Source organism: Bacteroides sp. OM05-12 (assembly GCF_003438995.1).
In the GTDB taxonomy this organism is placed as follows: Bacteria; Bacteroidota; Bacteroidia; order Bacteroidales; family Bacteroidaceae; genus Bacteroides.
The window spans coordinates 271,114-297,442 of the sequence record NZ_QSUN01000004.1 but is presented as its reverse complement, the minus strand read 5'-3'; the positions used below and the strand labels follow the sequence as shown (position 1 = coordinate 297,442).

Annotated in this window: 20 protein-coding genes; 19 read left to right on the top strand and 1 reads right to left on the bottom strand. The window is 36.1% G+C overall.

Annotated features, from left to right (window positions below; all coding sequences use genetic code 11):
- Nucleotides 1–4 precede the first annotated feature (4 nt).
- The 11 genes from DXB63_RS05840 to DXB63_RS05790 all read left to right on the top strand — a co-directional run bounded on the left by DXB63_RS05840 (nt 5) and on the right by DXB63_RS05790 (nt 6,674).
- Nucleotides 5–490 (top strand): hypothetical protein, encoded by a 486-nt coding sequence (locus DXB63_RS05840; RefSeq protein ID WP_122125455.1) that lies wholly within the window; start codon nt 5–7, stop codon nt 488–490.
- On the top strand, nt 487–882 hold the full coding sequence (locus DXB63_RS05835; RefSeq protein WP_122125454.1) for a D-Ala-D-Ala carboxypeptidase family metallohydrolase: 396 nt from the start codon (nt 487–489) through the stop codon (nt 880–882). Before DXB63_RS05840 ends, DXB63_RS05835 begins: the two co-directional genes overlap by 4 nt.
- Complete coding sequence (locus tag DXB63_RS05830; RefSeq protein ID WP_122125453.1) at nt 879–1,520, top strand: hypothetical protein; 642 nt, start codon at nt 879–881, stop codon at nt 1,518–1,520. The genes DXB63_RS05835 and DXB63_RS05830 overlap by 4 nt, the downstream gene beginning before the upstream one ends.
- A gap of 8 nt (nt 1,521–1,528) precedes the next feature.
- Nucleotides 1,529–3,826: an SGNH/GDSL hydrolase family protein gene (locus DXB63_RS05825; RefSeq protein ID WP_122125452.1), complete on the top strand. Its 2,298-nt coding sequence runs from the start codon at nt 1,529–1,531 to the stop codon at nt 3,824–3,826.
- On the top strand, nt 3,823–4,221 hold the full coding sequence (locus tag DXB63_RS05820; protein ID WP_122125451.1) for a hypothetical protein: 399 nt from the start codon (nt 3,823–3,825) through the stop codon (nt 4,219–4,221). The genes DXB63_RS05825 and DXB63_RS05820 overlap by 4 nt, the downstream gene beginning before the upstream one ends.
- Before the next feature lie 250 nt (nt 4,222–4,471).
- Nucleotides 4,472–4,762: a hypothetical protein gene (locus DXB63_RS05815; protein WP_122125450.1), complete on the top strand. Its 291-nt coding sequence runs from the start codon at nt 4,472–4,474 to the stop codon at nt 4,760–4,762.
- A 65-nt stretch (nt 4,763–4,827) separates the two neighbouring features.
- A complete protein-coding gene (locus tag DXB63_RS05810) occupies nt 4,828–5,040 on the top strand; it encodes a hypothetical protein (RefSeq protein ID WP_122348210.1) in 213 nt (70 codons plus the stop codon).
- Between the two features lie 3 nt (nt 5,041–5,043).
- Nucleotides 5,044–5,388, top strand: a complete 345-nt coding sequence (locus DXB63_RS05805; protein ID WP_122125448.1) for a hypothetical protein — start codon at nt 5,044–5,046, stop codon at nt 5,386–5,388.
- Nucleotides 5,385–5,567: a helix-turn-helix transcriptional regulator gene (locus DXB63_RS05800; protein WP_122125447.1), complete on the top strand. Its 183-nt coding sequence runs from the start codon at nt 5,385–5,387 to the stop codon at nt 5,565–5,567. Before DXB63_RS05805 ends, DXB63_RS05800 begins: the two co-directional genes overlap by 4 nt.
- 136 nt (nt 5,568–5,703) lie before the next feature.
- Nucleotides 5,704–5,937: a hypothetical protein gene (locus DXB63_RS05795; protein ID WP_122125446.1), complete on the top strand. Its 234-nt coding sequence runs from the start codon at nt 5,704–5,706 to the stop codon at nt 5,935–5,937.
- Between the two features lie 440 nt (nt 5,938–6,377).
- Nucleotides 6,378–6,674: a co-chaperone YbbN gene (locus DXB63_RS05790; RefSeq protein ID WP_122125445.1), complete on the top strand. Its 297-nt coding sequence runs from the start codon at nt 6,378–6,380 to the stop codon at nt 6,672–6,674.
- Nucleotides 6,675–6,678: 4 nt separating this feature from the next.
- Here DXB63_RS05790 and DXB63_RS05785 read toward each other — a convergent pair whose 3' ends face one another.
- The gene (locus tag DXB63_RS05785; RefSeq protein ID WP_122125444.1) at nt 6,679–10,620 is read right to left on the bottom strand and encodes a two-component regulator propeller domain-containing protein; all 3,942 of its coding nucleotides are present in this window, start codon (nt 10,618–10,620) and stop codon (nt 6,679–6,681) included.
- A 584-nt stretch (nt 10,621–11,204) separates the two neighbouring features.
- Here DXB63_RS05785 and DXB63_RS05780 point away from each other — a divergent pair.
- The 8 genes from DXB63_RS05780 to DXB63_RS05745 all read left to right on the top strand — a co-directional run bounded on the left by DXB63_RS05780 (nt 11,205) and on the right by DXB63_RS05745 (nt 26,275).
- Nucleotides 11,205–12,284, top strand: coding sequence for a hypothetical protein (locus DXB63_RS05780; protein ID WP_122125443.1), 1,080 nt, complete (start codon nt 11,205–11,207; stop codon nt 12,282–12,284).
- 78 nt (nt 12,285–12,362) lie between these two features.
- The gene (locus DXB63_RS05775; protein ID WP_122125442.1) at nt 12,363–14,885 is read left to right on the top strand and encodes a LamG-like jellyroll fold domain-containing protein; all 2,523 of its coding nucleotides are present in this window, start codon (nt 12,363–12,365) and stop codon (nt 14,883–14,885) included.
- 12 nt (nt 14,886–14,897) lie between these two features.
- Complete coding sequence (locus tag DXB63_RS05770) at nt 14,898–15,482, top strand: hypothetical protein (RefSeq protein ID WP_122125441.1); 585 nt, start codon at nt 14,898–14,900, stop codon at nt 15,480–15,482.
- Between the two features lie 26 nt (nt 15,483–15,508).
- Nucleotides 15,509–18,715, top strand: a complete 3,207-nt coding sequence (locus tag DXB63_RS05765; RefSeq protein WP_122125440.1) for a TonB-dependent receptor — start codon at nt 15,509–15,511, stop codon at nt 18,713–18,715.
- Between the two features lie 17 nt (nt 18,716–18,732).
- Complete coding sequence (locus DXB63_RS05760; RefSeq protein ID WP_158563644.1) at nt 18,733–20,628, top strand: RagB/SusD family nutrient uptake outer membrane protein; 1,896 nt, start codon at nt 18,733–18,735, stop codon at nt 20,626–20,628.
- 186 nt (nt 20,629–20,814) lie between these two features.
- On the top strand, nt 20,815–22,383 hold the full coding sequence (locus DXB63_RS05755; RefSeq protein WP_122125438.1) for a sulfatase: 1,569 nt from the start codon (nt 20,815–20,817) through the stop codon (nt 22,381–22,383).
- A 42-nt stretch (nt 22,384–22,425) separates the two neighbouring features.
- Complete coding sequence (locus tag DXB63_RS05750; RefSeq protein WP_233522808.1) at nt 22,426–24,723, top strand: glycoside hydrolase family 20 protein; 2,298 nt, start codon at nt 22,426–22,428, stop codon at nt 24,721–24,723.
- A gap of 13 nt (nt 24,724–24,736) precedes the next feature.
- Complete coding sequence (locus DXB63_RS05745) at nt 24,737–26,275, top strand: arylsulfatase (RefSeq protein ID WP_122125436.1); 1,539 nt, start codon at nt 24,737–24,739, stop codon at nt 26,273–26,275.
- Nucleotides 26,276–26,329 lie beyond the last annotated feature (54 nt).

The following is a 26,329-nucleotide window of genomic DNA, read 5'->3' as shown; positions in this document are numbered from 1 at the left end:
GACTATGGAATACTTTAAGAATTTAGTGGTGGGGTTGTTGACTGGCATATCCGCTTATCTTAACCCGATAAGTGGAGAAGTACATTCATTGATTGCCGTTTTCTTCCTGAATTTCTTCTTCGGGCTTTTGTCGGCTTTATTGGTGAGCCATGAGAGCTTTAATTTCCGAAAGGCGTGGCGTTGTATCGTGGAAGCTACTGTATTCTTCACGCTGATATGCTGTATATATTATGTAGGCGATCACAAGGGTAATCCTGAAGGAGCCTTGCAATGCGTATCGTTCATTACATATAGTGTATTCTATTTCTATGGCGTGAACATACTTAGGAATATAAAAAATCTATTGCCGGAGGTTAGTTTAGGTTATAAGGTTTTTGCTTTCCTGTACTATGTATTGAGCGTGGAGTTTATAAAGAACATTCCGTATTTAACTAATTATTTGAACGCCAATAAAAAAGAGGAAGTTTTAAACAAGGAGGATATAAAATGAAGTATTTTACATTGGATGAACTGGCACACAGCAATGTCGCCCGGACAAAGAGAATAGACAATACGCCTAACGAGCAGCAGAAGAAAGCTCTTGTAGCATTAGTAGATAATGTGCTCGATCCGTTACGGGATTTATTTGGTAAACCTGTTCTTGTGAGTAGCGGTTTTCGTTCAAATGATCTGAACAGGGCTGTTGGCGGAGCTGCTACATCCCAACACATGAAAGGTGAGGCTGCCGACATCTATACAGGCACAAAAGAAGGCAATAAGAAATTGTTTGAGCTAATCCGTGATAATCTGCCTTTTGACCAACTGATTGATGAAAAGGACTTTTCATGGGTACACGTATCATTCAAAGAAATCGGTAACAGAAAACAAATACTGAAATTATGATAAAGATAGTACGGGGCAATGATTCTAAGCTTTCTATTCCTGTTGAGCAAAATACAGGTGTAGATAGTGACGGAAAGCCTATATTACAGCCTTACGACTTGTCTAAGGTTTCCAATCTAAAGGTGGTTCTAAAGTCTCAATACTCAAATCATACATTGTCTTTTGAGGTGGATAGCAATGTTATTACTTTCATTGTATCCGGCAAGTTGCCAAACGGAGTATATAACATCGAGATAACGGGTGTTGATGAAAACGGCATGAGCATCCGTTCCTATGAATTATCGCAGTTTAAAATCGTGGAAAGCAATCAGGAAGCCGATCTTTATCCTACGACAGAATTTGAGATTACTTCTGCATGGTTGAATAGTCAGATATTCATTAATTATGGTGGCATAGGCTCTTTGACACTTGGAGGATTGATAAATGTAACAAGAAATGTAGACAGTGCGCCTGAAGGCTCTATTTTGGTAAAGGAGGGTAAGGAATGGATATACATCGAACCTTCCGAGAATGTCGATAAGGTAAGCGATATTTTACTGCCTGTATTCGATATTGAAAACAAGTCATGGAAATTTGTACATGCATCCTATCCTCTTAATGATTCTTTTCCCTATACTTTTCCTTTTAAACTTAAATAAACAATAATATGCTTGATATTAAAAAACAACCGGGTGATGATTTTACAGCCGAAGAATTTAATAAGGTGGTAACCGAGATTAATGGCAAAGTGGATGCCGTAAAAGGCAAAGGGCTTTCAAGTAATGACTACACCGATGAAGAAAAATCAAAGGTGGAAAAGGCAGCTTCCATTGACGTTGATGTTTTATTGAAAGAGATAGAAGGCAAATTATCCTCCGGTGATGTCTATTCAAAGGAAGAAATAAACACCATGATAGAGGAAGCCCGGATATCCCTTAACCTTACGGACGAACAACTGGCGAGCTTAAATGTGAACCTTACTCCGATACAAAACGAGTTGAAAGAAATAAACCTTTTTCCGGTGAAAGGTAAGACGCTCCTTGTTTTGGGTGATTCGCTAAGTTCATCCAATGGAGGTACGATGGATAAACCGGCTGTCGGAAGTTGGTGCAAGGTACTTAAAAATAAACTTGGTCTATCTGATGAAAGCCGTGTGATAGCCATTGGCGGGGCATCTTTGATTGATAAAAATGATACGGTTCTAAATCCTATTAAAGATAATTACGGAGCTTCTGATAATGTGTTGAGTAATCAGGTATATTCTGTACTTGATTATAAGCAGCGTAATCCTGATTATAACCCTGATATTATTATGATAATGGCAGGTACGAACAATGTTAATACTGTCTATCCATACACCCATTGGGACACATTGTTAGGCGATTGGGACGAACAGATGTATAATTATGTCCTGAACGACAATGACTATAAATTACCTGATATAAATACATCTGACGGACTGACACGTTATAATCGTTTAAAGACTTTCCGTAAGAAACTATACGGTGCTTACAGGTGGATGATCGAAACACTGCTTACCAATTTCCCCAATAGCATGTTATATGTTATGTCACCACTGCAAAACGGTAACGGGCGGGGATTAAACATTTTTGAGCTTTATCCCCACCTGAAAAAGATAGCTGACTTTTATTCCTGTTATTACGTTGATTGCGCTGGGGAATCAGGGCTTTCTTATTTTACCAACATGAGAAAGGATAAAGGATGGGATAAACAGTGGTATACCTATGACGGTACACACCCTGACAGTAACGGGCAAATCCTGATAGGTAATTACGTGGCAAAGTTCATTCAGCGCACTTACTTTGATAAGGGTACTATTTCGGCTACGAAAATAGATCAGGAAGAAACAATCACTTATCACCAGATTACGACACAAATTGCCAATGGTGACAACGGCATAGGCGGTACTTTGGATAAATACGGCACTATATCGGTGATAGAGGGAGAATCGCTTACGGTTAACATTACACCGAACGAGGGCTATGAAATCAGCGAAATAATAGTAGACGGTGTATCTGTCGCTATCAACAACTCATATACATTCTCAAACGTTACATCCAATCACACGATGATTGTTGAATTTGTTGTTCAAGCTCCCGTTGATCCTGATGTAGTGCCGAATTTAAACAGTATATCCATAAATAACGGAGCATCCACAACTGACAGTGCCGATGTTTCCGTTAAAATGAATGTGACGGGAACGCCAACGCATTACCGTATCTCAGAATCATCTTCCGGATTATCTTCCGCATCATGGAAAAGTTATGTCAATACGGTTTCTTACAAGTTAAGCGGCATTGGAAATAAGACAATTTATGTGCAGGTAAAAAACGATGTGGGCGAATCTGGCATTAAATCAGCCTCTATCATTTATCAGGAATCAACGCCTACCGATAAACGGAAAGCTATCATGTCAATCACTTGGGGATATGCCGATGTGGGATTCGATGAAGCAAGCAAGATTTATAAATTACAGCTTCTTGGTTCAGCCAAACCTTTCTATGACGTGAGCAATGTCCAAATGGGTACAATTAAGAATAACGATACTAGTTTGGCTAGCAATTACAGTGAAAGGACAAAAGGAAAGATAACCGGAGATAATTCGGGCATTTATCCTGACTTTGCGCTGCAACAGAATCTATGCGTAAACGGTACGAAATTGGCTAGTATCACTATGACTGTTCCATCCGGTACTTATGCGGTAAGATTGCTTTCAAATATCAGCTCGGAAGCCGAATGGGGCAAATATGCTGCTGATCCTTCCGTCGCTACTTTCGTTGTAAATGGTGTTACCAAGAATCCTATAAAGACAACGGACAACACAGATACCCTTCTTGTATTTGATGATGTGGATGCCTCTAACGGTGAGATCAACATCCAATGGAGTGGCGGGGCTGAATCAAAAAGACTTGCAATAAATGTCATTGAAATAGAGCAGCTATGAAACAATTAATAATTATCATTTTCGTGATGTCAGGAATATGTTTATCATCCTGTCGTAGCGTACAGTACATACCAGTCGAAACGATCAAAACCAACACGGAATATCGGGACCGGTTACAACGTGATTCCATCCACATAAAAGACAGTGTTCTGATGTTTGTAAAAGGTGATACTGTCTTTCGTGATCGATGGCATACGGAGTACCGGGATAAGCTGATACGGGATACTATTAATATTACCGATACAATAAAGACAGAAGTTCCTTATCCCGTAGAAAAGAAGCTATCTAAGTGGCAATCCTTTAAGATGGATGTGGGAGGCTGGGCGTTCGGCATCATAATAGCTTTTATTTTAATTGTCGCTTGTAATTTTGTGCGTAAATTGAAAAATAAGTGATATTTTTTTGTCCGTCTCTTTTTATTGAATATATTTGTGCCATCGTAATTCACAATAGCTAAAAAAGCATGTGATTTGCTTTCAAATTAGTAGCCCTGATTCTTATGAATTGGGGCTTTTTTGTGCTTAAATGTTAAAAATGCAGTTAATCACAAAATAATCCACTTAAAAGTTTGGTATTACAAAAACTATTCGTATATTTGTAACATCAAATTGAAACAGTGAGACACACTTAAAACTGTATAACATCATGGCAGCATTTAATTTAAAAAATTGGTTAGGCGAAAACAGAGAATTAGTCATTTCAAAATACAATGATTTAACAAACGAAAGATTTTATGATGGTGTAACTTTAAAAGTATTCATGCTTGAAGTTATGAATTTAATGTCACAATTTAAAAGTGCTAAAATGTGTGCTAATATGCTTCCTACAATGATAGGGAATGTTTATTTTGAGCATTCAAGAGTATTTGCAGAAGATAAAGTTACAGATGCTTTGAGAGAAAAACATGAAGGTACTGCTTACATGGCTTTAGTTTAATTCTTATATATTAAAATCAAATAAATTAGAACCCGGAGGCAACGGATAATAGCTGCAAAAATATTATGGCAAAGTTCAGGAATGTAAATTTTACTATGGAGATAGGTAATGGTTATGGGCAATATGTTATTAAAGCTACATATAAAGGCAAAGAAATCGTAGCCCACACTACCGATAGCGAAGCATGGGATTATTTAAATGACGACAGCGATAAAGAAAAACATCTTGAAGCATTAAGGCATTGTTATTATAAAATAGTTGAAGAATATAACAGATAATTTATGTATGTAAAAAAAGTAACTAAATTACAACCGGGCATATATGCGCATATATGCCCGCTATGTAACACAGAATTGTCTTCTGCCTGTGAAGCAAGGTTTCTTCCCGATTTTTCAATTTGTAATTGCGATATAAACGGGAACAAACAACCGGTATACGAAATTTTCGAATTGGAAGGCAAACAAATGATCCGTAGAAATAAATTCCCAAGATTTACAGGTGAAATTGTATTCGCTCAGTCATCCGACATTGAAAATATAGAATGGTTGGATGAATGTAGCCTGAATGAGATAACATCTACCCTACGCAAAACAAGTGAGTTTTTGATTAAAGCAAGTAAAAAATGATAAGAGCAGTAGTTAAAGAGGCAATGAAAATTCGTAATATCAAGCAGATAGAACTTGCTGAGATTATCGGAATAACAAAAAGTACGATGTCCTTATTCTTAAATGGAAAAACAAAATTAGGGCAGGAAAAGATAGAAGCGATGTTAGAGTATTTGCATATTGATTTAGTAATTAAATAATTTATTAATTAAGGCGGTAAGTTCAACACTTCACCGCTTTTTTGTGTCCGTAAGGTTTCTAAGTTCTAGCATTTTTTATAGTTCTAACGTTCAAAATACAAATTCTTATATACCTTTGCCGGAAAATAAAAAAGCAATGGAATACAAAGATAACTATACATTGGATGAAGTTAAGGAATTAGTAGACTGGTTTAAAGGTAAGGAACTTCCTAAAGCGATGCGGATAGATGAATCTACGTACAGTTCTAATCTACCTTTAACGGTTGAATCTTTATGCCTACAGGCATTGTTGCACTACGAGAATGCAACTTTTAATAATTCGATAAGGCTGCTGTATAAGATAAGGGAGAATTTAGAAAAAGCTGATTAAATAAAAATTCCCCGCACGGCTCAATGCGGGGATTGGTGTCAATGAAATGTTTGAAAGAATTATGAGTTAACCTCTCATCATCATAATGTCTGCTCACAATTCTATGTAGCCTTGGTGCTTTTCCGATCTATTCAAGAAAACCATGGCTTAATAGAGAAGATCTTATTATTTTTTATACTTTTGTACTTGGTCTATTGATTGTATAGCGGAAAACTTAAAATCGATATTTTATTTACTATTGTTTTGCCTTATAATATATTCCTATTATAAATCACTTATAATCAGTAGCTTGTGTTTTGATAATCCCATTTTAATGTAATGGGGTTGCCTATCCAAAAGCTTTATAAGGAATTGGTAAAGTTGTAAATAGAGGAGTGTTTCATAAACTATTTTATTACTTTATTGTTCAAGATTCATAATCCCCAATTAATAATTGAGATATGAATGTTAAAGAACAATTAGAAAAAGAATCACGCATTAATCATCTGATATTAGTTATGTTTTATGCGGATTGGTCACCTCATTATGAGTGGTTGGAGCCTACTATAAAGGAGTATGAACAGCAAGTGGAAGCTGTTATTAAAATAAATATTACTGAAAATGAAAACTTGGCAGTTTTATATGATGCGGAGGATGTTCCTACTTTTATTTTAATGCGTAAAGGGCATCAATTATGGAAATATACAGGTGAATTGACTCCGGAAAGTTTAAGATATGTCTTAGAACAGTATAAGTGAGGACTTATACTGTTCCTTTTTTATGCTCTTCTTTGAATTTTGATGGAGAATTACCCGTTGCTTGTTTGAAGACTGTGCTGAAATAACGTTGATTACTGAAACCTGTCATATCAGATATTTCCATGATAGTAAGATCGGTCTGTGTCAGTAATTGGATAGCCTTTTCTATTCGGAATTTATTTATATAATCATTTACTCCCATATCTGTGAGCTGTTTCAATTTATTATATAATGAAGCACGGCTCATTCCCATATTTTCAGTAATGAATTTGACATCCATTTCTGTATTGGATAAATTCTCATGAATCAGGTTATTTAATTTAAGTAGAAACTTTTCATCTGCATTACTGAACGTTGCTTCTTCCGGTGATATAAGCAGAGTGCTGTTTTTGTATCGCGATTTTATAAATTCTCTATTCTTTAGCAGATTAGTGATTAATGTTTGTAAGAATTCTACCTCGAAGGGTTTAGACAGATAGGCATCGGCACCCAGTTTATATCCGAGTGACTGACTTTCTGCGTCATTTCGAGCTGTGAGCAAGATGATTGGAATCTGGCTGATGTTAATATCTTCTTTGACTCGTTTGCAAAGTTCAAAACCATCCATTTGGGGCATCATAATGTCACTGACAACAATATCCGGGATATATTGTTTTATTATGCTTAATGCTTCGATGCCATTCTCTGCGGTATAAATCGTTTTAAAATGTTCAGCTAAAGTTTCTTTTAAGAAATTTCGTAACTCCGGTTCATCTTCCGTAATTAAGAGAGAATAATTTTGAGTGGATATATCAATTACTTCCGGGAAAGTTTCTATCGGAGAGTACAATAGTTCGTTTAAATAAGGCTTTTCTTCACATGCTATTTTTTCAATAGTTGTATTTAAAGGTAGTTCGTAGAAGAACGTTGCACCTTTATCGGAGTTATTGATTGCACCGATTTTCCCTTTGTGCATTTCTATCAATGTTTTTGCATAAGATAACCCTATGCCACTACCTTTTCTGTCATGATTACCTTGGTAGAAACGAGTAAATAGTTTGCTTGTATCGACACCTGCCAATCCGATTCCCTGGTCTTTAATTGATATGCGTACCATATTTTCGTCTGTAATCTGTGTTGAGACGATTATGGTTGTATCATCTTCGCTGAATTTAAATGCATTCATTAATAGATTGGATAAGACTATTTCACACTTGTTTTCATCGAATGAAATTTCAGTGATAGACTCATCTAAATCATAGATTAGCTTTATGTTTTTGGATTCGAATTCATTTTGAAAATCATCAGTAACGGATTTTATCCATTCATTTAGGAGATGAGGCTGTAAATTCAGTGAGTCTTGTCCGACCTCCATTTTCCGTATATCAAGAACCATATTAATAATGTTCTTCATTTGTTTGGCTTGCTTGTAGATGCCGGTAAGCTGCCGTTTCATTTCATTGTCTTGTATATCCCGACTAAGTAATCTTTTCAAGGGTGCATAAATAAGTGTAAGCGGTGTACGTAATTCATGACTTATATTGATAAGGAATCTGACTTTTTCTTCATAAGTTTTCTGCTCATGCTCTTTTATATCCCATTTTAACTTATTCTCTTTTTGACGAATAATAATGGCAGAGGTAAGAATAACTCCTCCTAAAATCAATACGATGACCAGGCTGATAAACCACGAACTTTTCCACCAAGGCGGGGTAACTGATATGGTTAATACTTTTACAGGGAAACTCCAACTGCCGTCTTTGGCACTGCAAGATACCAATATTTCATATTCTCCGGCAGGGAGTGAATGTAATGTCAATGTATGGTCGTATGTTTCAATATAGTATTTATTTAAGCCGACGACATTATAACGGAACATCTTTTTCCTGAAGACATCTTGCTCTCTTGCCATATTCTTGATAACCAAAGACGTATGATTCCATGGTATAGACAAGGTTAAATCCTTATTCACTTTGTTGATGATTGATATCCCGTTGAGCATTACGTCGATAAGTTCAATGAATGGGGGAGTGTCATCATCTAATTGAATATTTTTGTTTATTTGCATTAATCCCATTATTCCTCCCATATAGATGTCTCCGGTGCGCGATATTAGTTTGGCTTTACTAAGAAATTCGTTCGGATAAGCTCCGTCTGATTCTCCGAGAATGGCAAATTTGTTCTCGTTAATGATATAAGCAAAAAGCATACTTTGTGCTCCGATCCATAACCTCTCCTGTTTATCATAAATGATTGAAGATACTTCGTGAAAGAGCTTTGTTTCAATTTTACGGGTGGTGGAGTATAAAGGATCGTAACATTCCAACCCTTTTGTTGTACCTATCCAGAACCGACCTTTCCCGTCACGGCATACAGAGGTAATCATTGCTGATTTGTTTTCGGGAGTATATATTGAACTGATGGTATTTTGTTTGTTGTTTAGTTCGAAAATATTATGCTGTCCAAACAAGTAAGTCACATATTCGTTGGAAGATATTATTTGAAGTGAGCTTAATATAGCAGCTTTAGGCCCGATATATTTGACTGTACTGAATTCGTCCTTTTTAATATCGTATACATATATCTTATCTGCAAAGAAGTGGATTTTATCTTCTGAGAATTTATTAATATTCACGGAACTTCCGGAACGGCATATGAATTCATTCCTTTCTTTATCAATAAGAATAAACGGACGTGTATTTCCTGTTTTTTTGTTGAAAATATAAAGACCTTTACTGAATATGGAAACCAGTAATTCATCCTCTTTATATTCGGTAATAGATGCCACTTTATCTTTGTATGTAGAAGGGTAATGTGTAAATAATCCTGTTACAGGATCAAATTTGTTGATTCCTCCTCCATCAGTGCCAATCCATAGAAGGTCATTTTTATCTTCTAATATTGATAATACCGTTCTTTCACTCAATCCATATTGATTGTTGAGTGGAGCATCACGATATGTTTTTATGAATACTTGTCGTATACCTAATAGTCCTCCGCGTATGCTGCCTGCCCACATATTATCCTCATTGTCTTTGTAAAGGCAGAAAATAGAATTTACAGGCAATGAGTATATGTTTCCTGGTATATGTTCGATAACAGAAAAAGAATCATTGGTCGGGTTTAGAATACTGATACCTCCACCGTCTGTTGCAAACCATATTTGGTTGTCTTTTTCTTCTATGTCCAGAATTACATTATTACTTAAATTTGAATTTTGTGCAGTATATTCGCGTAATAATTTTCCGGATGGAGAGAAGCAAAGAACTCCCTTGCCATAAGGGGATATCCAGACATTTCTTTTAGAATCTATAAATTGTGAAATGACTTTCTTTTCGTGATAGAATGTGGTCCTTTTTAACTCACATGTTTGTAAATCATACGTCCAGATGCCATTCCAGCGGCTACCAACCAAGATTAGATTATCTTTCCATTGCTGGAGTGAATTAAATAGAGAAGTATGAGATTCTTCCGTTTTTATCGGGAGCAGATCCATATTTTTTGTTGAATAATTGTATTTGTATATCTTGTTTGACCCACCGAATAATATTCCGCCATCTGTCAACATGAAAGAGCGTACCTTTATGTGGTTTCCTTTATAATATTCAGGTATAAAACAGTCGTCATTACGGTTATAACGTGCAAGACCTATTTCCGTTGATACCCAAATGTTATTTAAAGAATCTTCTGCGACAAAATGGATATAGTTGCTGGGAAGACTATGCTGATCGTCTTCCGGAATATTCAAATAGGTTTTCAATTCATGTCTGTCGTAACGGTTTAAGCCGGAATTTGTTCCTATCCAAATAAAACCTTTATGATCATTCAATATGCATCGGACAGTAGATTGGGTTAAACCATCTTGAAGAGATATTTGCTTGAAATAGTATTCTGGATTGGCTGACACCTGAGTAATTGCAAATAAGATTCCAAGTAAAAAAGATCCATATTGTGTTTTTAGTGTCATAGTATTCTTGATTTATGATACAAATATAGCAAATAATTATATTTTTACTGTTTTATTGATTTAAAAAAGGGAAAGTATTCTAATTAAAGTAGAAGTTTCTGATGATATTTAGTATGGGATTATGCTGTGATATAAAAGCAAACAATAAACAATAGGAGATTGGAGATAAAGGTACGGTCCTTTGTTCTCGATCGACCGTATGTTTGTTCCCAATCGACCGTAGGTTTCTTTTAAACATTAAAGTTGTTTTTAGAAACTTCATACTGTATTTGCATAAATGGAAATGACTTTTTTTGCTTTCACCTTATCACTCTTGATTCCTTTATGGCTGATTGGTAACTTGTTGCAGTGAAGGCACCGAGAGACTAATTTAAATTAGTCCAATTTTGTCTAAAAGGCGTCTGTAAATTGCTATGAAGCATTTTATTGTATCAGAAATAGCTAAAAACGAACCTTAATTAGCTATTATTGAACATGGCTTTTGTGAACTCTCAATACATTTGCATCAATCAAAACAGATTAATGCTTTTTTCCTTTGTGGGCTTAATCTTTAACTTATTTAATAACTTAAAATTTTATTTATTATGAAAAAGAGATTTTTACTTGCTTCTGCAGCTGCTTTGATAATGGCTGCTAATGTTTCTGCTCAGACAGATATAACTCCTTCGCGTTATAAATTTTCGAATCAGGAAGTTGGCTTATATCAGATTGATTATGTAAATGCAGGAGCAAATCCGGCAAATGCTTTACCGGCAGTAGTTGAAAATTTTAATAATGGTTTTGTTATGTTGGCAGGTGCACCTCCTATTTATACAGGGATTGACAGTGATGGTGCAAAAACAGTGCAGTCTGGTCTTAATATTGTTGATTTGGGCGGAACAGTAGGGAAAGTTCTTTGTTGGAAAGGTGCCGATTGCACATATGATAAAGGTATAGCAATGAATTCTGATTTTACAGATATTCGTTGGTTTAATCTGAATTTCTATACAGATCCGGCCAATACTCCTTATGCTGCAAAGTTTGGTGAGGGAGACGATGCCATTGAGAAAGCTAAAATTCGTGTCCGTTTAGTATTTTCATATACCCAGAATGTGTTAAATAATAATACATTGTTTAAAATGTATGCATCTACTTACTCAAATGATGTTGTGCCTAAGGGAGATGCAGATGGAAATGGCAATCATACAAATTTTCGTTCATCTGATTTTTGTTTGTTAGATGAAGATGGAGATCCAGTTGTGGATAGAGATGAAAATATGGTGTATGATCCTACGAGATGGATGATTTATGAGTTTGATACTTGGGCTGCAGCAGAGACAGGCGTTCCTACCCGTCTGAAAATGGAAATGCAAGTTGATGAATTGAAAACAGGTGTTTTATTTATTAAAGAGCTTAGTTTTACTACAGATATTACCGGTGAACCTGTAAGAAGAGAATATGTGACGTATACTCCGGACGCTCCTGATAATATAGTATCTCAGATTTTAGATAAAGTTCTTTACTCATTGGATGGAGATGCTGTTACTTTTTTTGAAGATGCAGTAATTTATACTGTTTCGGGAGCAAAAATAGCAAACGTAAGGGCTAATAATGCCATTCGTTTGGATAAAGGCTTCTATGTAGCAAAAGTTGGGCAAAAATCAGTTAAGATTGCTGTTAAATAATTGATTTAAATAGATCTTTGGGTAAGCAGTTATAACACTGCTTACCTTTCTGTTAATTTTGTTAATCTCTGATAACTTATGAAAAATATTATGTGTTCGCTGGCATTGTTGTTTGCTGGTTTAGGGAGTTTATGTGCTCAAGTAGATAATTATTCGTTGAAACTGACCGCTGAAGGAAGTGTGAATTTTAGGACAATGCCTGAATTAAATAACCTTTCTTCTTATACAGTCCAATTTTGGATAAATCCTTCAACATGGAACAAAGGTGCTGTTATCTATAGTAGAGGCACCAATTTTAAATCTTATTTGGGAGATGCAAATACTCTTGAATTTGTTGTTGGAGATAAAACTATTAAAGCTACATCTCAAGAATTGGCTGCTAATAAATGGTGCCAAGTCTCTTTCTTCTGTGATAAAGGTTTCGGTAAAATTCTTGTGAATGGCGATGTAGTGTATGAAGGTACAATATCAGAGATTCCGGCTTCAGAGGATAATTTTATTATCGGTGGTGGGGGATTTATTGGTAGAATTGATGAATTCCGTATTTGGAATGACTTATTAGCTATGGATTATGGCTATTTTCGTTGTAATACTCTGAATAAATGGGTACCTCAATGGGAAAGCTTAGTTGCTTATTATAAATTTGACCAAAATTTATGCGAAAATGTTGTGGATTATAAGTTTAAACATCATGGAATATTCTCGGATACAGGTGCGGAACGTGATATCGTAACTGATAATGAGGACTTTAAATATTATATTAATACTGCTTATACAGATTTCTCTCGTTTTTTTGATCGTGCTATTGATAAAGAAAAATATTTGTTAAGTAATGATTTGTTGATATTGGGTATAGAGTCTTATAGTGATGGTACATTAAAGTTACCGTATCCTTATAATCATGGGAATATAGAAAATGGTTCATATTTGTCTGAATATAAAGGAAGAAGTGGTGTATTGTCTTTGAATGGAAATGGTGTAGGAATGAATGTTGGAAAGAATGCTTTTACTCCTTCGGATAAGTATACATTTGAAACATGGATTTATCTTGAAGAGTGGACGGAAGGCGCATATATATTCAAAAAAGAAAATACGGAAGGTACACAAGGTTTCTCAATTCGTTTAGGTAATGCGGATAGCAAACAGGTGATAGTACGGGTTAACGGACATGAGTATATAAATCAAAAGAGATTGAATGTAGGTCAATGGGTACATCTTGGAGTCGCTACTTATGCAACAGATTTAACAATTGAAGAAACATTTGTTTTCTATTATAATGGTAAATCATATTTTGGAGGTAAAGGGCTTTGTGGAACGGAAAAAGGAAGCTGGATTCCCCAAGGTATAAGTAATTTTTCAGCTATTGTAGGAGAAAATCTGAAAGCTAAACTTGATGATACCGTAATATGGCATATTACTCGTGGAAATAGTGAAGTAACCTCTGATATGTCCGGATTGCCAATGCCCGGGTTTGATACGACAGTAACGGCAGCAACGTTGCAGAATGCAAATTCTTATTGGAATTATGATAACCCTGATGATTTGGGGTATGACTCATACTCTTATAAACATTTTATTGGTATTATGAGAGGTGCTTATGATGGTTATCGAGGATATAAAGTTAGAATGAGTGTTAAAGGTCACGATGGTTGGGAAGGCACTTTTGCAGATGCGAATAAACGTAAGATTTTTGCTCAAAACTTATCGGAAATAGCTCAAGAATTTGATGGGGTAGATTTGGATTTCGAATGGTGTTATTCTCAGTCATGCTGGGATAACTATGGTGAATTATTATTGGAAATAGATAAGGTTTTAGGAAAAGATAAAATATTAACAGTTTCTCCTCATCGAGTTTCTTATAATTTACGTCCTAAATATATGGATAGGGTTGACTATTTTACTTTCCAAATATATGGTCCACAAGGTGAGAATTTCACTTGGAATACTTTTAAGAATGCATATAATAGTTTTGTGCAACAAGGATATCCTTTAAATAAAATATCACTTTCATATGCAACAACAACATCGAAAGGTTATAAAAATGGCTCTGTTGTTGCGGCTTCTGCACCAATAGGGGTAAGAAATGGCTTATTGGATGGTAGTTATACTCCTGATATGGATATTGTGAATGATGGCTCTTATGATCGTTATATAACAGGGTTTAATCAAAGCTATGAACGTAGTAAATTTGTTTGTGAAAATAAATTAGCAGGAATATTTTATTGGGATATGGGTAATGATGTGAAGACTAATCATAAATATAGTTTAGTTAAAGCTTCCAGTTTCGGATTAAATAGTAATGTTGATACTTTAGTAACAAAAGTGGATCTAAATCCTTCAGCTGTAATTCCATTGAAAAACGAAAAAACTAATAGAATGACTGTTTATCCTAATCCGGCAACAGATCTTGTGTCTTTTGCTCTGCAATCGGATATTACACCTTTTCGAGTACAAGTTTTTAATATGTCGGGATTATGTGTTATCAATAAAGAGGGTACTGATAAGAAATTAAGAATAAAAGAGATTCCTAATGGCATGTATAGTGTGTCTTTGTTGACTACATCTGGTAAAATGTTGAGTGGAATGTTTATTAAGAAATAAAAAATAGAGTCAATGAAAAAGTTATTATATTTTATTTTTTTAATAGGAGGACTACTTTATTTGTCTTCTTGTGAGAAGGAAGCAAAAAATCCGGGAGATTTTAGTTTAAAGTCTGAACTTGAAGTCCGCGGAATAACTTCTAAATCGGGTAAAGTCTTTGATATGGAAGTTCTTAGAAGTATTGATTCAACTTATCAATATTTTTATGAAAAAAAAGATACATTGAAAGACGAATCGGGAAATTATGTACTTGAAGGTGGAAAGTATCAGGTCACGACTGATTCAGTTTATTATAATGGTAGCATTACGGCTAAATTTATTGAATTAAAGAAAATAGTATTAGAACCTGAACTTGATACTATAACAGTTGCATTGAGAAGTAATGCAAAATGGAAAGCTCCTATGCCAAGTAGTGGAGGAAAAGTACAATGGTTCTTTACTCAGAATTTGGCAGGAGGTGGTGATGGAGAAGTGATTATTGCCGTAACAAAAAACAAGAATTATGAGCGTACGGTAGATGCGGAACAGTATATTCTAACCTCTGATAGTACTATAATGTATAAACTTGTATTTGGGCAGAAAGGCGAAAAAGATTAATGTTTTTGTGAATAAATCTTGATAATATGAAGACGAAAATTATAATAATTATAGGATGTTTATTCTCTTTGTTTGCACCATTAATGTATGCTCAAGAGATAAAGATTACCGGTACGGTTCTTGATGAGATGAATGAAGGGCTTCCTGGAGCAAGCGTAGCGGTGAAAGGAACGACAACGGGAACAATTACTGATTTTGATGGTAATTTCTCTATTTCAGTTCCTGGCACAAAGAGCGTATTGGTTATCTCTTTTATTGGATATCAAACAAAAGAAATTGTTGTTGGTAATCAAAAAACAATAAAGGTAACGATGAAAGATGATGCTAAAATGATCGATGAAGTTGTGATCGTTGGTTTTGGCACTCAAAAGAAAATCAATGCTACAGGTTCTGTGAGAACTGTGGATAATAAAGTTTTGGAAGCCAGGCCTGTAGCTAGTGCTGTTCAAGGTTTACAAGGTGCCGTTGCTGGTTTGAATATTACAAATGATGCTGGTGGTGGTTTAGGACAAGAAATGAATATAAACATTCGTGGTATAGGCTCTATTGGTGATGGCTCTATATCATCTCCATTAATATTGATTGATGGTATGGAAGGTGATTTAAATACGATAAATCCTAATGATATTGAGAATATTTCTGTATTGAAAGATGCTGCTGCTGCTTCTATTTATGGTTCTCGTGCACCTTTTGGAGTTATTTTAATTACTACAAAAACTGGCGAGAAAGGATTGAGAGTTAATTATACAGGAAATGTTCGTATATCACAGCCTGTGGCTGTACCTAATCCTGTTGACTCTTATACGTATGCTCTCATGGTTAATGATGCGTATACTAATAGTGGAGGAAATGCTCCTTTTGGTCAATCTCAGTTGAATAAAATTTTACAATATCAACGTGGAGAACTTGAATATGGAATCGAAAAAGCAGAAGGACAGAATGATTGGGCATGGGGACAGAGAAGCTATGGGAATACTAATTGGTATGACGCTTTCTTGAAAAACTTTACGACTTCTCAAGAGCATAACTTGAGTGTAAGCGGCGGAGGTGATAAAGTCAATTATTATTTTTCAGCAAATTATTTGGATCAAAGTGGATTATTCAGGTATGCAGATGAATCTTATTCTCGTTTAGCCATTAATGGTAAGGTAGGAGTGCGGTTTAATAAGAAAGTCAATTTAATTTGGAATACGCGTTTAGTTGTGACAGATAATGATAAGCCAACTGCGTTAAATGACTTGTTTTTCCATAATTTGGGACGTCGTTCTCCTTTAATGCCTGTCATGATGCCTAATGGTGAATATAATAAAGAATCATTGATCCCGGCTATTCAAAATGGGGGACGTAATAATTCCAAGAATCAACAATTATATAACCAGGCAACGTTGACTTACGAACCTATTAAAGGTTGGAAAATTTATGCGGATATGAATAGTCGTTTGGAAAGTCCTCGTACTTCTCGACAGTTTAAGAAATTGCAATATACTCTTCCTGATGGAGGAACACAAGATTTCCTTGTATTAGAGGGAGTTGCAGATAAAGCTGAATATAGTAATACTGGAGATGGAACATTTGTTATTCAACCAGCAGCAGGAACTAATTTCTTGGAAAAATCAAATGGTTATGTGAATTATTTTAATACCAATATTTATACGGATTATGAAAAGAAATTTGGAAAGCATTATTTAAAATTTTTGATAGGAGGGCAGTCTGAATATTATTATAAAGAGACAACTCGTGTTGCGACAAATAATGTGTTATTGGATGAGAAACCCTTCTTATCATCTACTTCAACAAAGAATTTGATTTCCGATAAATTGGGTGAATGGGCCTCTATGGGCTTTTTTGGACGAATAAATTATGTATATGCCGATCGTTATATGGCAGAAGTAAATTTACGTTATGATGGTGCTTCTCGTTTTCCCTCAACGCAACGTTGGGCTTTCTTCCCTTCTTTTTCATTGGGTTGGAATATTGCTCAAGAATCTTTTTGGAGGCCGTTACATGATGTCGGATTAGAATATTTGAAGATTAGGGGCTCTTATGGTAAGTTAGGAAACCAAAATACAAAATCTTTTTATCAGTTTTATCAAAAAATGGAAGCGGTTCCTGGCAGTTTGATACTAGGGGGAGAACGAGCTAATGTATTATCTGTATTTGACCCTTATTCGACTAGTTTGACATGGGAGAAGATTGAAAATGCAGGTGTAGGTATTGATTGGGGATTTTTCAATAATCGTTTATCGGGTTCTTTCGATTGGTATCAAAGAACTACAAAGGATATGATTGGTCCGGCAAAGGCTCTCCCTGCGGTTTTTGGTGGTGATGCTCCTAAAACTAATAATGCTGAGCTTAGGACACGAGGTTGGGAACTTGAAGTAGCATGGAGAGATAGGGTAAATAAAGATTTTAGTTATGGAATATCTGCGAGTGTTAGTGATTACCAGACTGTAATCACTAAATATGATTCTCCTGATGGGAATATTGATAAATGGTATAAAGGAAAGAAATACGGAGAAATGTGGGGATATGAAGTCGTTGGAATTGCTCAAAATGATAGGGAAATGGCTGAATATTTAGCAAAACATAATCAATCTGCTATTGGAGATAAATGGGGTGGAGGTGATTTAATGTACCGCGATTTAGATAATGATGGTTCTGTTGATAGCGGAAGTGGAACACTTTCTGATCATGGTGACTTAAAAGTAATCGGTAATAGTACACCTCGTTTTGCATATAGTTTTTCTTTGGAAGCCAAGTATAAATTTATAGATTTTAGAGCTTTCTTTCAAGGTATAGGAAAACGCGATGTGTTCTTCAAAAATAGTGCTACATTTTTCGGATTTGCAAGTGAGTGGCAACGGTCGCTTTATACGGATCATTTAGATTATTTTCGTTATGTTGGTTCTGAGTTAGGTGCAAACATGGATTCGTATTATGGGCGTTTAAGAACAGACCAGAATAATATTCAGGTATGCGATCGCTTTGTTCAGAATGGTTCATATTTACGCTTGAAGAATATTCAGATAGGATTTAGCCTTCCAGAAAAAACAAAGATCTCAAGATATGTGAAGAAAGCGAGAGTTTATTTGTCCGGAGAAAACCTGTTTACAATAACAAATTTAAAGATTTATGATCCAGAAGCTGTAGGTAGTGCTGATGACGCTTATGGAGCAGGTAAAACTTATCCGATGTATAGGGTTTGGTCTGTTGGTTTAGAATTAACCTTTTAATGATAAATACTATAATTATGAATAAATATTTGATATTAGGATTAATATTTCTAGGAATAAACATGACATCATGTGATTTCCTTGATCGTGAGCCTTTGGATTTTGGAGATGAAAATTCTTATTTCAAAAGTCCAGAAGATTTAAAGATAGCAATAAATGATTTTTATGATATTCTTCCTAAAATGAAACCTTTATGGGGAGGAGTTTATGTGGAAGATAATACCAGTGATAATCAGATTGGTACAGGAGCTAGTAATTTATTTTATCAGGGAGAAAAGAAAACTATAAAACAGGGAGCTGATGATTGTCAATGGAAGTTTGAAAATTTAAGAGGTATCAATTTCTTTATTAATAAAACAGAGAGTCAAATAAAGGAAAATGCTATATCGGGTACCGAAGAGTATATTAATCATTATTTAGGCGAAGGATATTTTTTTAGAGCTTATGATTATTTCCGTTTACTTAGAAATTATGGAGATGTGCCTATTTTAACAGAGATGCAAACCGATGATCTTAATAAATTAATAGCTTCCTCGAAGAGAGCACCTCGTAATGAAGTTGTCCGTTTTATTTTAAAGGATCTTGATCGTGCTGCGGAGTTAATGCTACAAAATGCGCCAGAATCAGGTCGTTTATCAAAGGATGCAGCCTATGTGATGAAAGCACGTGTTGCTTTGTACGAGGCTACTTGGGAGAAATATCATGCGGGAACATGTTTTGTTCCGGGAAATGCAAAATGGGTTGGCAGTGAAGCATATCCGGATTTTAAGTTTGAGGCTGGAAGTGCTGAAGCAGAAGTAAATTTCTTTTTAGATGAAGCAATAACTGCGGCAGATAAAGTTGCTTCTGCACGTAAGCTAAATAAAGATTATAGTTCAATGTTTAATAGCTTAACTGTATTTAGTAATACAGATGAAGTGATACTAGCCCGCTATTATGCATCAGGAGTTATATCTCATAGTTGTTCCAACTATTTGGGACGTACGGGAGGAGGAACTGGTTTTACAAGAGCATTAGTCAATAGCTTTTTAATGAAAGATGGTTTACCTATTTATGCTCAAGGTACAGACTATAAAGGAGATAAAATGATAATTTATGAAATACAAAACCGTGATAATCGCTTAGTATCTTCTATAAAGGGAGGTGGGCTTATAATGAATGGGAATGATACTTTGTATTATTTTAGGCCACAGATTACTTTGACTGGTAATGAAGCTTCTACTACAGGATATGAGATATCGAAGTTTGTTAGTTCTGAGCCGGGACAAGATGTTCAATATGCTGGTACTTCTGCAACTCCGATATTCCGTGCTGCTGAAGCTTATCTTGTATATTTGGAAGCATATTTTGAACGTTATGGAGTATTGGGGGGAAATTGTGATGCGTATTGGAGAGAATTGCGTATCCGTGCAGGTGTTGATCCGGATTATAATAAAACAATTCAAGCTACAGATTTATCCCAGGAAAACGATCTTGCTACAAAATGGAGAGGCTCTGATATAGACCGAACATTATATAATATTCGTCGAGAAAGGAGATGCGAATTCTTGGGTGAAGGAATGCGCTTAGATGATTTGAAAAGATGGCGTGCATTAGATAATATGGTTTCTTATCAGGTGGAAGGTATGAATCTTTGGGAGGAAATGTATAAATTATATGAGAAAGATAAAATAGGGGAAGGTGTCGTTTCTCAATCTGGTATTTCTACTTATATCAGACCACTTCAGAAGAGTGCAACTAATGCTGCCTATAATGGATATACATTTCCTAAACAACATTATTTGGAACCAATTCCGATTTCTGAATTCTTGTTGACTGTTGATACCAATACTGGAAAATCTGTTTTATATCAAAATCCGGGATGGCCTTCAAATGCTGATGGTACTGCAGACTACACTTACGATTGTGATTAGTGATTGATAATGAATAGTGGGGAGTTCTTCCTGTTAGTGGTTTGGACTCTTCACTATACTATTCTTAATATGTACGATTTAGACGATACTGAAACATCATTTGGATAATAGTGAAAATGGTTTTATGAAGTGTGGGCTATCTTTGTACAGTGTGAAGAAAGTTATTAAGGCTAAAATTCTATTATTATGAAACAACCGAATTTTAATTTATTATATTCAGTTGCCGGACTGGCAGCTTGTACCTCTGTAATTTCATCTTGTCAGCAGAAAAAGGAAATTACTAAGCCGTATAATATTGTATATATAATGACGGACGACCATACGGCGCAAATGATGAGTTGCTACGATACCCGCTATATTGAAACTCCGAATTTGGACCGGATAGCCAATGACGGGGTACGTTTTACTAACAGTTTTGTTGCCAATTCATTAAGTGGTCCGAGCCGGGCATGTATGATTACAGGTAAGCATAGCCATGCAAATGGATTTACGGATAATACGACTTGTGTCTTTGACGGTTCGCAGCAAACAATGCCTAAGTTGCTTCAAAAGGCAGGTTATCAAACTGCGATTGTGGGGAAATGGCATTTGGAGAGCTTGCCTACCGGGTTCGATTATTGGGAAATAGTGCCGGGACAAGGTGATTACTATAATCCTGATTTTATAACGATGAATAACGATACTATCCAGAAACAGGGATATATAACCAATATTGTGACCGATATGGGGATTGACTGGATGGAAAATCAGAGGGATAGGAATAAACCTTTTTGTTTGTTTATCCATCATAAAGCAATTCATCGTAATTGGTTGCCTGAAACTAAGTATCTTGCTGAATATGAAGAGAAAACATTCCCATTACCTGATAATTTCTTTGATACTTATGAAGGACGTCCTGCTGCGGCATCACAGGAGATGAGCATATTTAAAGATATGGATTTGATTTATGATCTTAAGATGCTTAAAGAGGGCAAAGAATCTTCCCTGAAAGAACGATATTTAAGTTATATTGGTCGAATGAACCCGGAAGAACGTAAAGCCTTTGATGATTTTTATGCTCCTATTATTACCGATTTCTATAAGCAGAATTTGAAAGGGAAAGAGCTTGCAGAGTGGAAGTACCAACGCTATATGCGTGATTATGCGAAAACTGTAAAATCTTTGGATGACAATGTAGGTCGGGTTCTTGACTATTTAAAAGAGCATGATATGTTGGATAATACATTAGTTGTTTATACTTCAGATCAAGGATTTTATATGGGTGAGCATGGATGGTTTGATAAACGTTTCATGTATGAAGAATCTATGCATACTCCTTTGATTATGCATTTACCGAAGGGATTGGATAAGCGTGGTGATATACCACAATTAGTACAGAATATCGACTATGCACCGACATTTTTAGAATTGGCTGGTGCGGAGATTCCGGAAGACATTCAAGGCGTTTCTCTTGTTCCATTATTGAAAGGGGAGGCGCCTAAGGATTGGCGTAAATCTTTATATTATCATTTCTATGAATATCCGGCTGAGCATATGGTTAAGAGGCATTATGGGGTTCGTACAGATCATTATAAATTAATCCATTTCTATAATGATATAGATGAATGGGAATTATATGATTTGAAAGAAGACCCAACAGAAATGCATAATATTTATGGAAAACCGGGTATGGAAGAGATAACGAAGAATTTGCGAGAAGAATTGTTACGCTTACAAGAACAATACAATGATCCGATTAGATTCAAATATAATTAATAAGCAGGTATGAAGGTGACAAAGATTTTAGTAGGGATGATGATGCTTTTCTTACTGCCGGGCTGTAATAGTTCCGGTAGTAAAGAGCATCTTTCTACCGAGGCTGTTATTCCTCAGCCTGTAAGATTAGATAAAAAGGAAGGGAGTTTTGTTTTCAATGCTAAAACGACTTTTTCTGTGGAAAATGAAGAGCAAGTAAATATTTTGAATCAATTAATTAATAGGTTTTCTTGTGCTGCCGGTTTTAGTCCGATATATGAAATTAATAGTATGAGTGCAAATGTGGTGTTTGTAACTGATACGTTATTAGGAGAAGAGGCATATCGTTTAGAAGTCACACCGGATAAGATTATTATAAAAGGAGGAGGAAATAAAGGATTTTTCTATGCGCTTCAAACTATCCGGCAGTTATTACCACCTGCTATTGAAAGTAAGGAATTAACTAAGGGGTATGAATGGAGTATTCCTGCATTAAATATAGAAGATAGTCCTCGTTTCGAATACAGGGGGCTATTAATTGATGCGGCACGTTTTTTTATTCCTAAAGAAACCGTTTTAAAGATTATTGATTGTGCGGCTATGCTTAAAATCAATAAACTTCATTTCCATTTGACGGATGATAACGGATGGCGGTTGGAAATAAAGAAATATCCGAAGTTGACAGAAATAGGTGCTTGGAGAGTGGAACGAAATGTTCCTTTCTCGGCACGTCGTAATCCCCAAAAAGGAGAGCCGACTCCTGTTGGAGGCTTTTATACTCAAGAAGATATTAAAGAGATTGTTAGGTTTGCGTCTGACAGACAGATTGAAGTTATTCCGGAAATAGAGATGCCTGCACATACCAATTCATCATTGGCTGCATATCCTCAATTAGCTTGTCCGGTAGTTGACAAGTTCATCGGAGTACTTCCGGGAATGGGAAGTGCCAATTCTGAAATTATTTACTGTGCCGGCAATGACAGTGTCTTTACATTTTTGGAAGATGTGATAGATGAAGTCTTAACTTTATTTCCTTCCAAGTATATTCATTTAGGTGGAGATGAGGCTTCTAAGAAAAATTGGGAGAAATGCCCGAAATGTCAGGCGCGGATGAAACAGGAGCATATTACGGATATAGAAGAACTGCAAGGCTATTTTATGAAACGTATGTGTGATTATGTGCGAAGTAAAGGTCGGGAGGTTATTGGTTGGGATGAATTGACAAACAGTACGCTTCCGGATAGTGTAATTATCTTAGGTTGGCAAGGTTTTGGAACAGCTGCTTTGAAAGCAGCTCGTCAAGGACATCGTTTTATTATGACTCCGGCACGTATCATGTATTTAATTCGTTATCAAGGTCCCCAATGGTTTGAACCGTTGACGTATTTCGGTAACAATACATTGAAGAATGTTTATGATTATGAGCCGGTACAAGAAGACTGGGAACCGGAAATCATTCCTTTACTGATGGGGGTACAAGCATCTTTATGGACTGAATTTTGTAATAAACCAGAAGATACAGAATATCTAATATTTCCTCGTTTGGCTGCGTTGGCAGAATTGGCATGGTCTCCTAAAGGTACAAAGGATTGGCGTGGCTTCTTGAAACGTTTAGATGCTTTGAGTAAGCATTGGGATATAATGGGGGTAAACTATGCTCATTCCATGTTTAACCTGGATCATTGTGTGATGCCTGACGGAAATGGAAACTTGAAAGTTTCTATTAGCTGTATACGTCCGGATGTAGAGATTCATTATACTTTAGATGGGACGGAACCCACTTCAGAGTCTTTGATTTATCGGGATACATTGATTGTTGATAATGCTTTGACTGTAAAAGCCGCGACTTTTATGAACGGTGAACAAAAAGGTAAAATGTTAGAGCTAAAATTGGGTCGAAATAAAGCTACGGGAAAGACAGTTATGGGAAAAGACACCAACGGCAGGGTGTATGTACTTACCAATGGATTAAGAGGAAGTGACAGACATTCTGATTTTGAATGGGCCGGATGGTATGATCAGGATGCATCTTTTGTTGTAAATCTAGGACAGGAAGAAACGATACGGAAAGTGACGTTGGGATGTATCACAAACTATGGTATGGCAGTTCATATACCTGCTACTATAAAGGTGCTTGTTTCTGATGATGACAAGAATTACACTTGTGTAGCAAGGAGAGAACATACCTCTGAAGAAATATTTAAGGAAGGTACGTTTATAACAGATGAAGTTTTTGATAATCTGTCTGTTAAAGGGCGGTATATAAAAATGGAAATGACAAACCCAGGCGTATGTCCGGAAGACCATATTCGTCCCGGAAAAAATATCTGGATGTATTTTGATGAATTAATAGTAGAATAAATAAAGAAAAAATATGAGATCAGTACAATTAACTTTGCCTTTAATGGCTTTGCCCTTAGTTGGAGCGTATGCAGGAGGACAGAAAGAAAAATTGCCTGAAAAACCTAATATCGTGTTTATATATGCCGATGATATCGGTTATGGAGATTTAAGTTGTAACGGAGCAAAGACAATTCATACACCTAATGTTGAAAGGTTGGCTTCAGAGGGAGTTCGTTTTACGGATGCGCATAGTGCCGCCGCTACAAGTACACCTTCGCGCTATGCAATGTTGACAGGAGAGTATGCATGGCGTCGTCAAGGGACGGGTATTGCAGATGGTGATGCCGGAATGATTATTCGACCGGAACGCTATACATTGGGAAATATGTTTCAACAAGCTGGTTATACTACTGGGGTGATTGGTAAGTGGCATTTAGGCTTGGGAGATAAATCAGGTGAACAGGATTGGAATAAAGAGTTAAAACCCGGAATCCCGGATATAGGCTTTGATTATTCTTTTGTAATGGCTGCTACAGGTGATCGCGTTCCTTGTGTATTTGTGGAAAATAGTAGAGTTATCAATCTAGATCCGAATGATCCGATTGAGGTAAGTTATAAGAAAAACTTTCCGGGTGAACCTACCGGTAAGGACAATCCGGAATTACTACGTTTGCATCCTTCGCACGGACATAATCAGAGTATCGTGAATGGTATTTCGCGTATAGGGTTTATGAAAGGTGGAAAATCTGCACTTTGGAATGATGAAAAGATTGCGGAGGAACTTACTGAACGGGCAATCTCTTTTATTGAAAGTAATAAAGATAAGCCTTTCTTTCTTTACTTTGCAACTCAGGATGCTCATGTTCCCCGTTGTCCTTCTCTTCGGTTTGCCGGAAAAAGTGGTATGGGATCTCGCGGGGATGTTTTGTTAGAGTTTGATTGGAGTGTAGGAGAGGTAATGGCAGCTTTGAAGCGCTTGGGTTTGGATAAGAATACTATCGTAATCCTTTCCAGTGATAATGGTCCTGTGGTAGATGATGGTTATAAAGATCAGGCTGTAGAATTGTTAGGTGAGCATAAACCGTGGGGACCTTTCCGTGGAGGCAAATATAGCTCTTATGAAGCAGGAAGCCGTGTTCCTTGCATATTGCGTTGGGAAGGAGTTGTAAAACCTGCGGTATCTGATGCATTAGTGTGCCAAATTGATTGGATGGCATCTTTTGCCAGTCTGTTGGACGTAAAGTTGCCGGAAGGGGCTGCACCTGATAGCGAGAATCATTTGTCGGATTGGTTGGGCAAAACTAAAAAGGGACGTAGTTATCTGGTAGAACAAAATGGTCAAAACAACCTTTCTTTGACGGATGGAACATGGAAATACATAGAACCGGGTAAAGGACCTGCTGTTAGTAAAAATGTGAACATAGAATTGGGTAACTCACCGGAAGCACAACTATATAACCTGAAGAAAGATAAGGGGGAAAGGGATAATTGTGCTACGAAATATCCGAAGCACGTAAAACGTTTATCCGATAAGTTGCGTGAAATAAAAGGAGATAGAGTAAATTTGTAATTAAGAACAATATACTTTATGAGGCCTTTGGCAGTTGAATCTAACCAAAGACCT

Coding starts and splice junctions, on each gene's coding strand:
- DXB63_RS05810 (WP_122348210.1), top strand. CDS start 4,828: ATGGCAAAGTTCAGGAATGTAAATTTTACTATGGAGATAGGTAATGGT.
- DXB63_RS05820 (WP_122125451.1), top strand. CDS start 3,823: ATGAAACAATTAATAATTATCATTTTCGTGATGTCAGGAATATGTTTA.
- DXB63_RS05795 (WP_122125446.1), top strand. CDS start 5,704: ATGGAATACAAAGATAACTATACATTGGATGAAGTTAAGGAATTAGTA.
- DXB63_RS05755 (WP_122125438.1), top strand. CDS start 20,815: ATGAAACAACCGAATTTTAATTTATTATATTCAGTTGCCGGACTGGCA.
- DXB63_RS05835 (WP_122125454.1), top strand. CDS start 487: ATGAAGTATTTTACATTGGATGAACTGGCACACAGCAATGTCGCCCGG.
- DXB63_RS05765 (WP_122125440.1), top strand. CDS start 15,509: ATGAAGACGAAAATTATAATAATTATAGGATGTTTATTCTCTTTGTTT.
- DXB63_RS05800 (WP_122125447.1), top strand. CDS start 5,385: ATGATAAGAGCAGTAGTTAAAGAGGCAATGAAAATTCGTAATATCAAG.
- DXB63_RS05775 (WP_122125442.1), top strand. CDS start 12,363: ATGAAAAATATTATGTGTTCGCTGGCATTGTTGTTTGCTGGTTTAGGG.
- DXB63_RS05780 (WP_122125443.1), top strand. CDS start 11,205: ATGAAAAAGAGATTTTTACTTGCTTCTGCAGCTGCTTTGATAATGGCT.
- DXB63_RS05825 (WP_122125452.1), top strand. CDS start 1,529: ATGCTTGATATTAAAAAACAACCGGGTGATGATTTTACAGCCGAAGAA.
- DXB63_RS05815 (WP_122125450.1), top strand. CDS start 4,472: ATGGCAGCATTTAATTTAAAAAATTGGTTAGGCGAAAACAGAGAATTA.
- DXB63_RS05790 (WP_122125445.1), top strand. CDS start 6,378: ATGAATGTTAAAGAACAATTAGAAAAAGAATCACGCATTAATCATCTG.
- DXB63_RS05805 (WP_122125448.1), top strand. CDS start 5,044: ATGTATGTAAAAAAAGTAACTAAATTACAACCGGGCATATATGCGCAT.
- DXB63_RS05770 (WP_122125441.1), top strand. CDS start 14,898: ATGAAAAAGTTATTATATTTTATTTTTTTAATAGGAGGACTACTTTAT.
- DXB63_RS05760 (WP_158563644.1), top strand. CDS start 18,733: ATGAATAAATATTTGATATTAGGATTAATATTTCTAGGAATAAACATG.
- DXB63_RS05830 (WP_122125453.1), top strand. CDS start 879: ATGATAAAGATAGTACGGGGCAATGATTCTAAGCTTTCTATTCCTGTT.
- DXB63_RS05785 (WP_122125444.1), bottom strand. CDS start 10,620: ATGACACTAAAAACACAATATGGATCTTTTTTACTTGGAATCTTATTT.
- DXB63_RS05840 (WP_122125455.1), top strand. CDS start 5: ATGGAATACTTTAAGAATTTAGTGGTGGGGTTGTTGACTGGCATATCC.
- DXB63_RS05750 (WP_233522808.1), top strand. CDS start 22,426: ATGCTTTTCTTACTGCCGGGCTGTAATAGTTCCGGTAGTAAAGAGCAT.
- DXB63_RS05745 (WP_122125436.1), top strand. CDS start 24,737: ATGAGATCAGTACAATTAACTTTGCCTTTAATGGCTTTGCCCTTAGTT.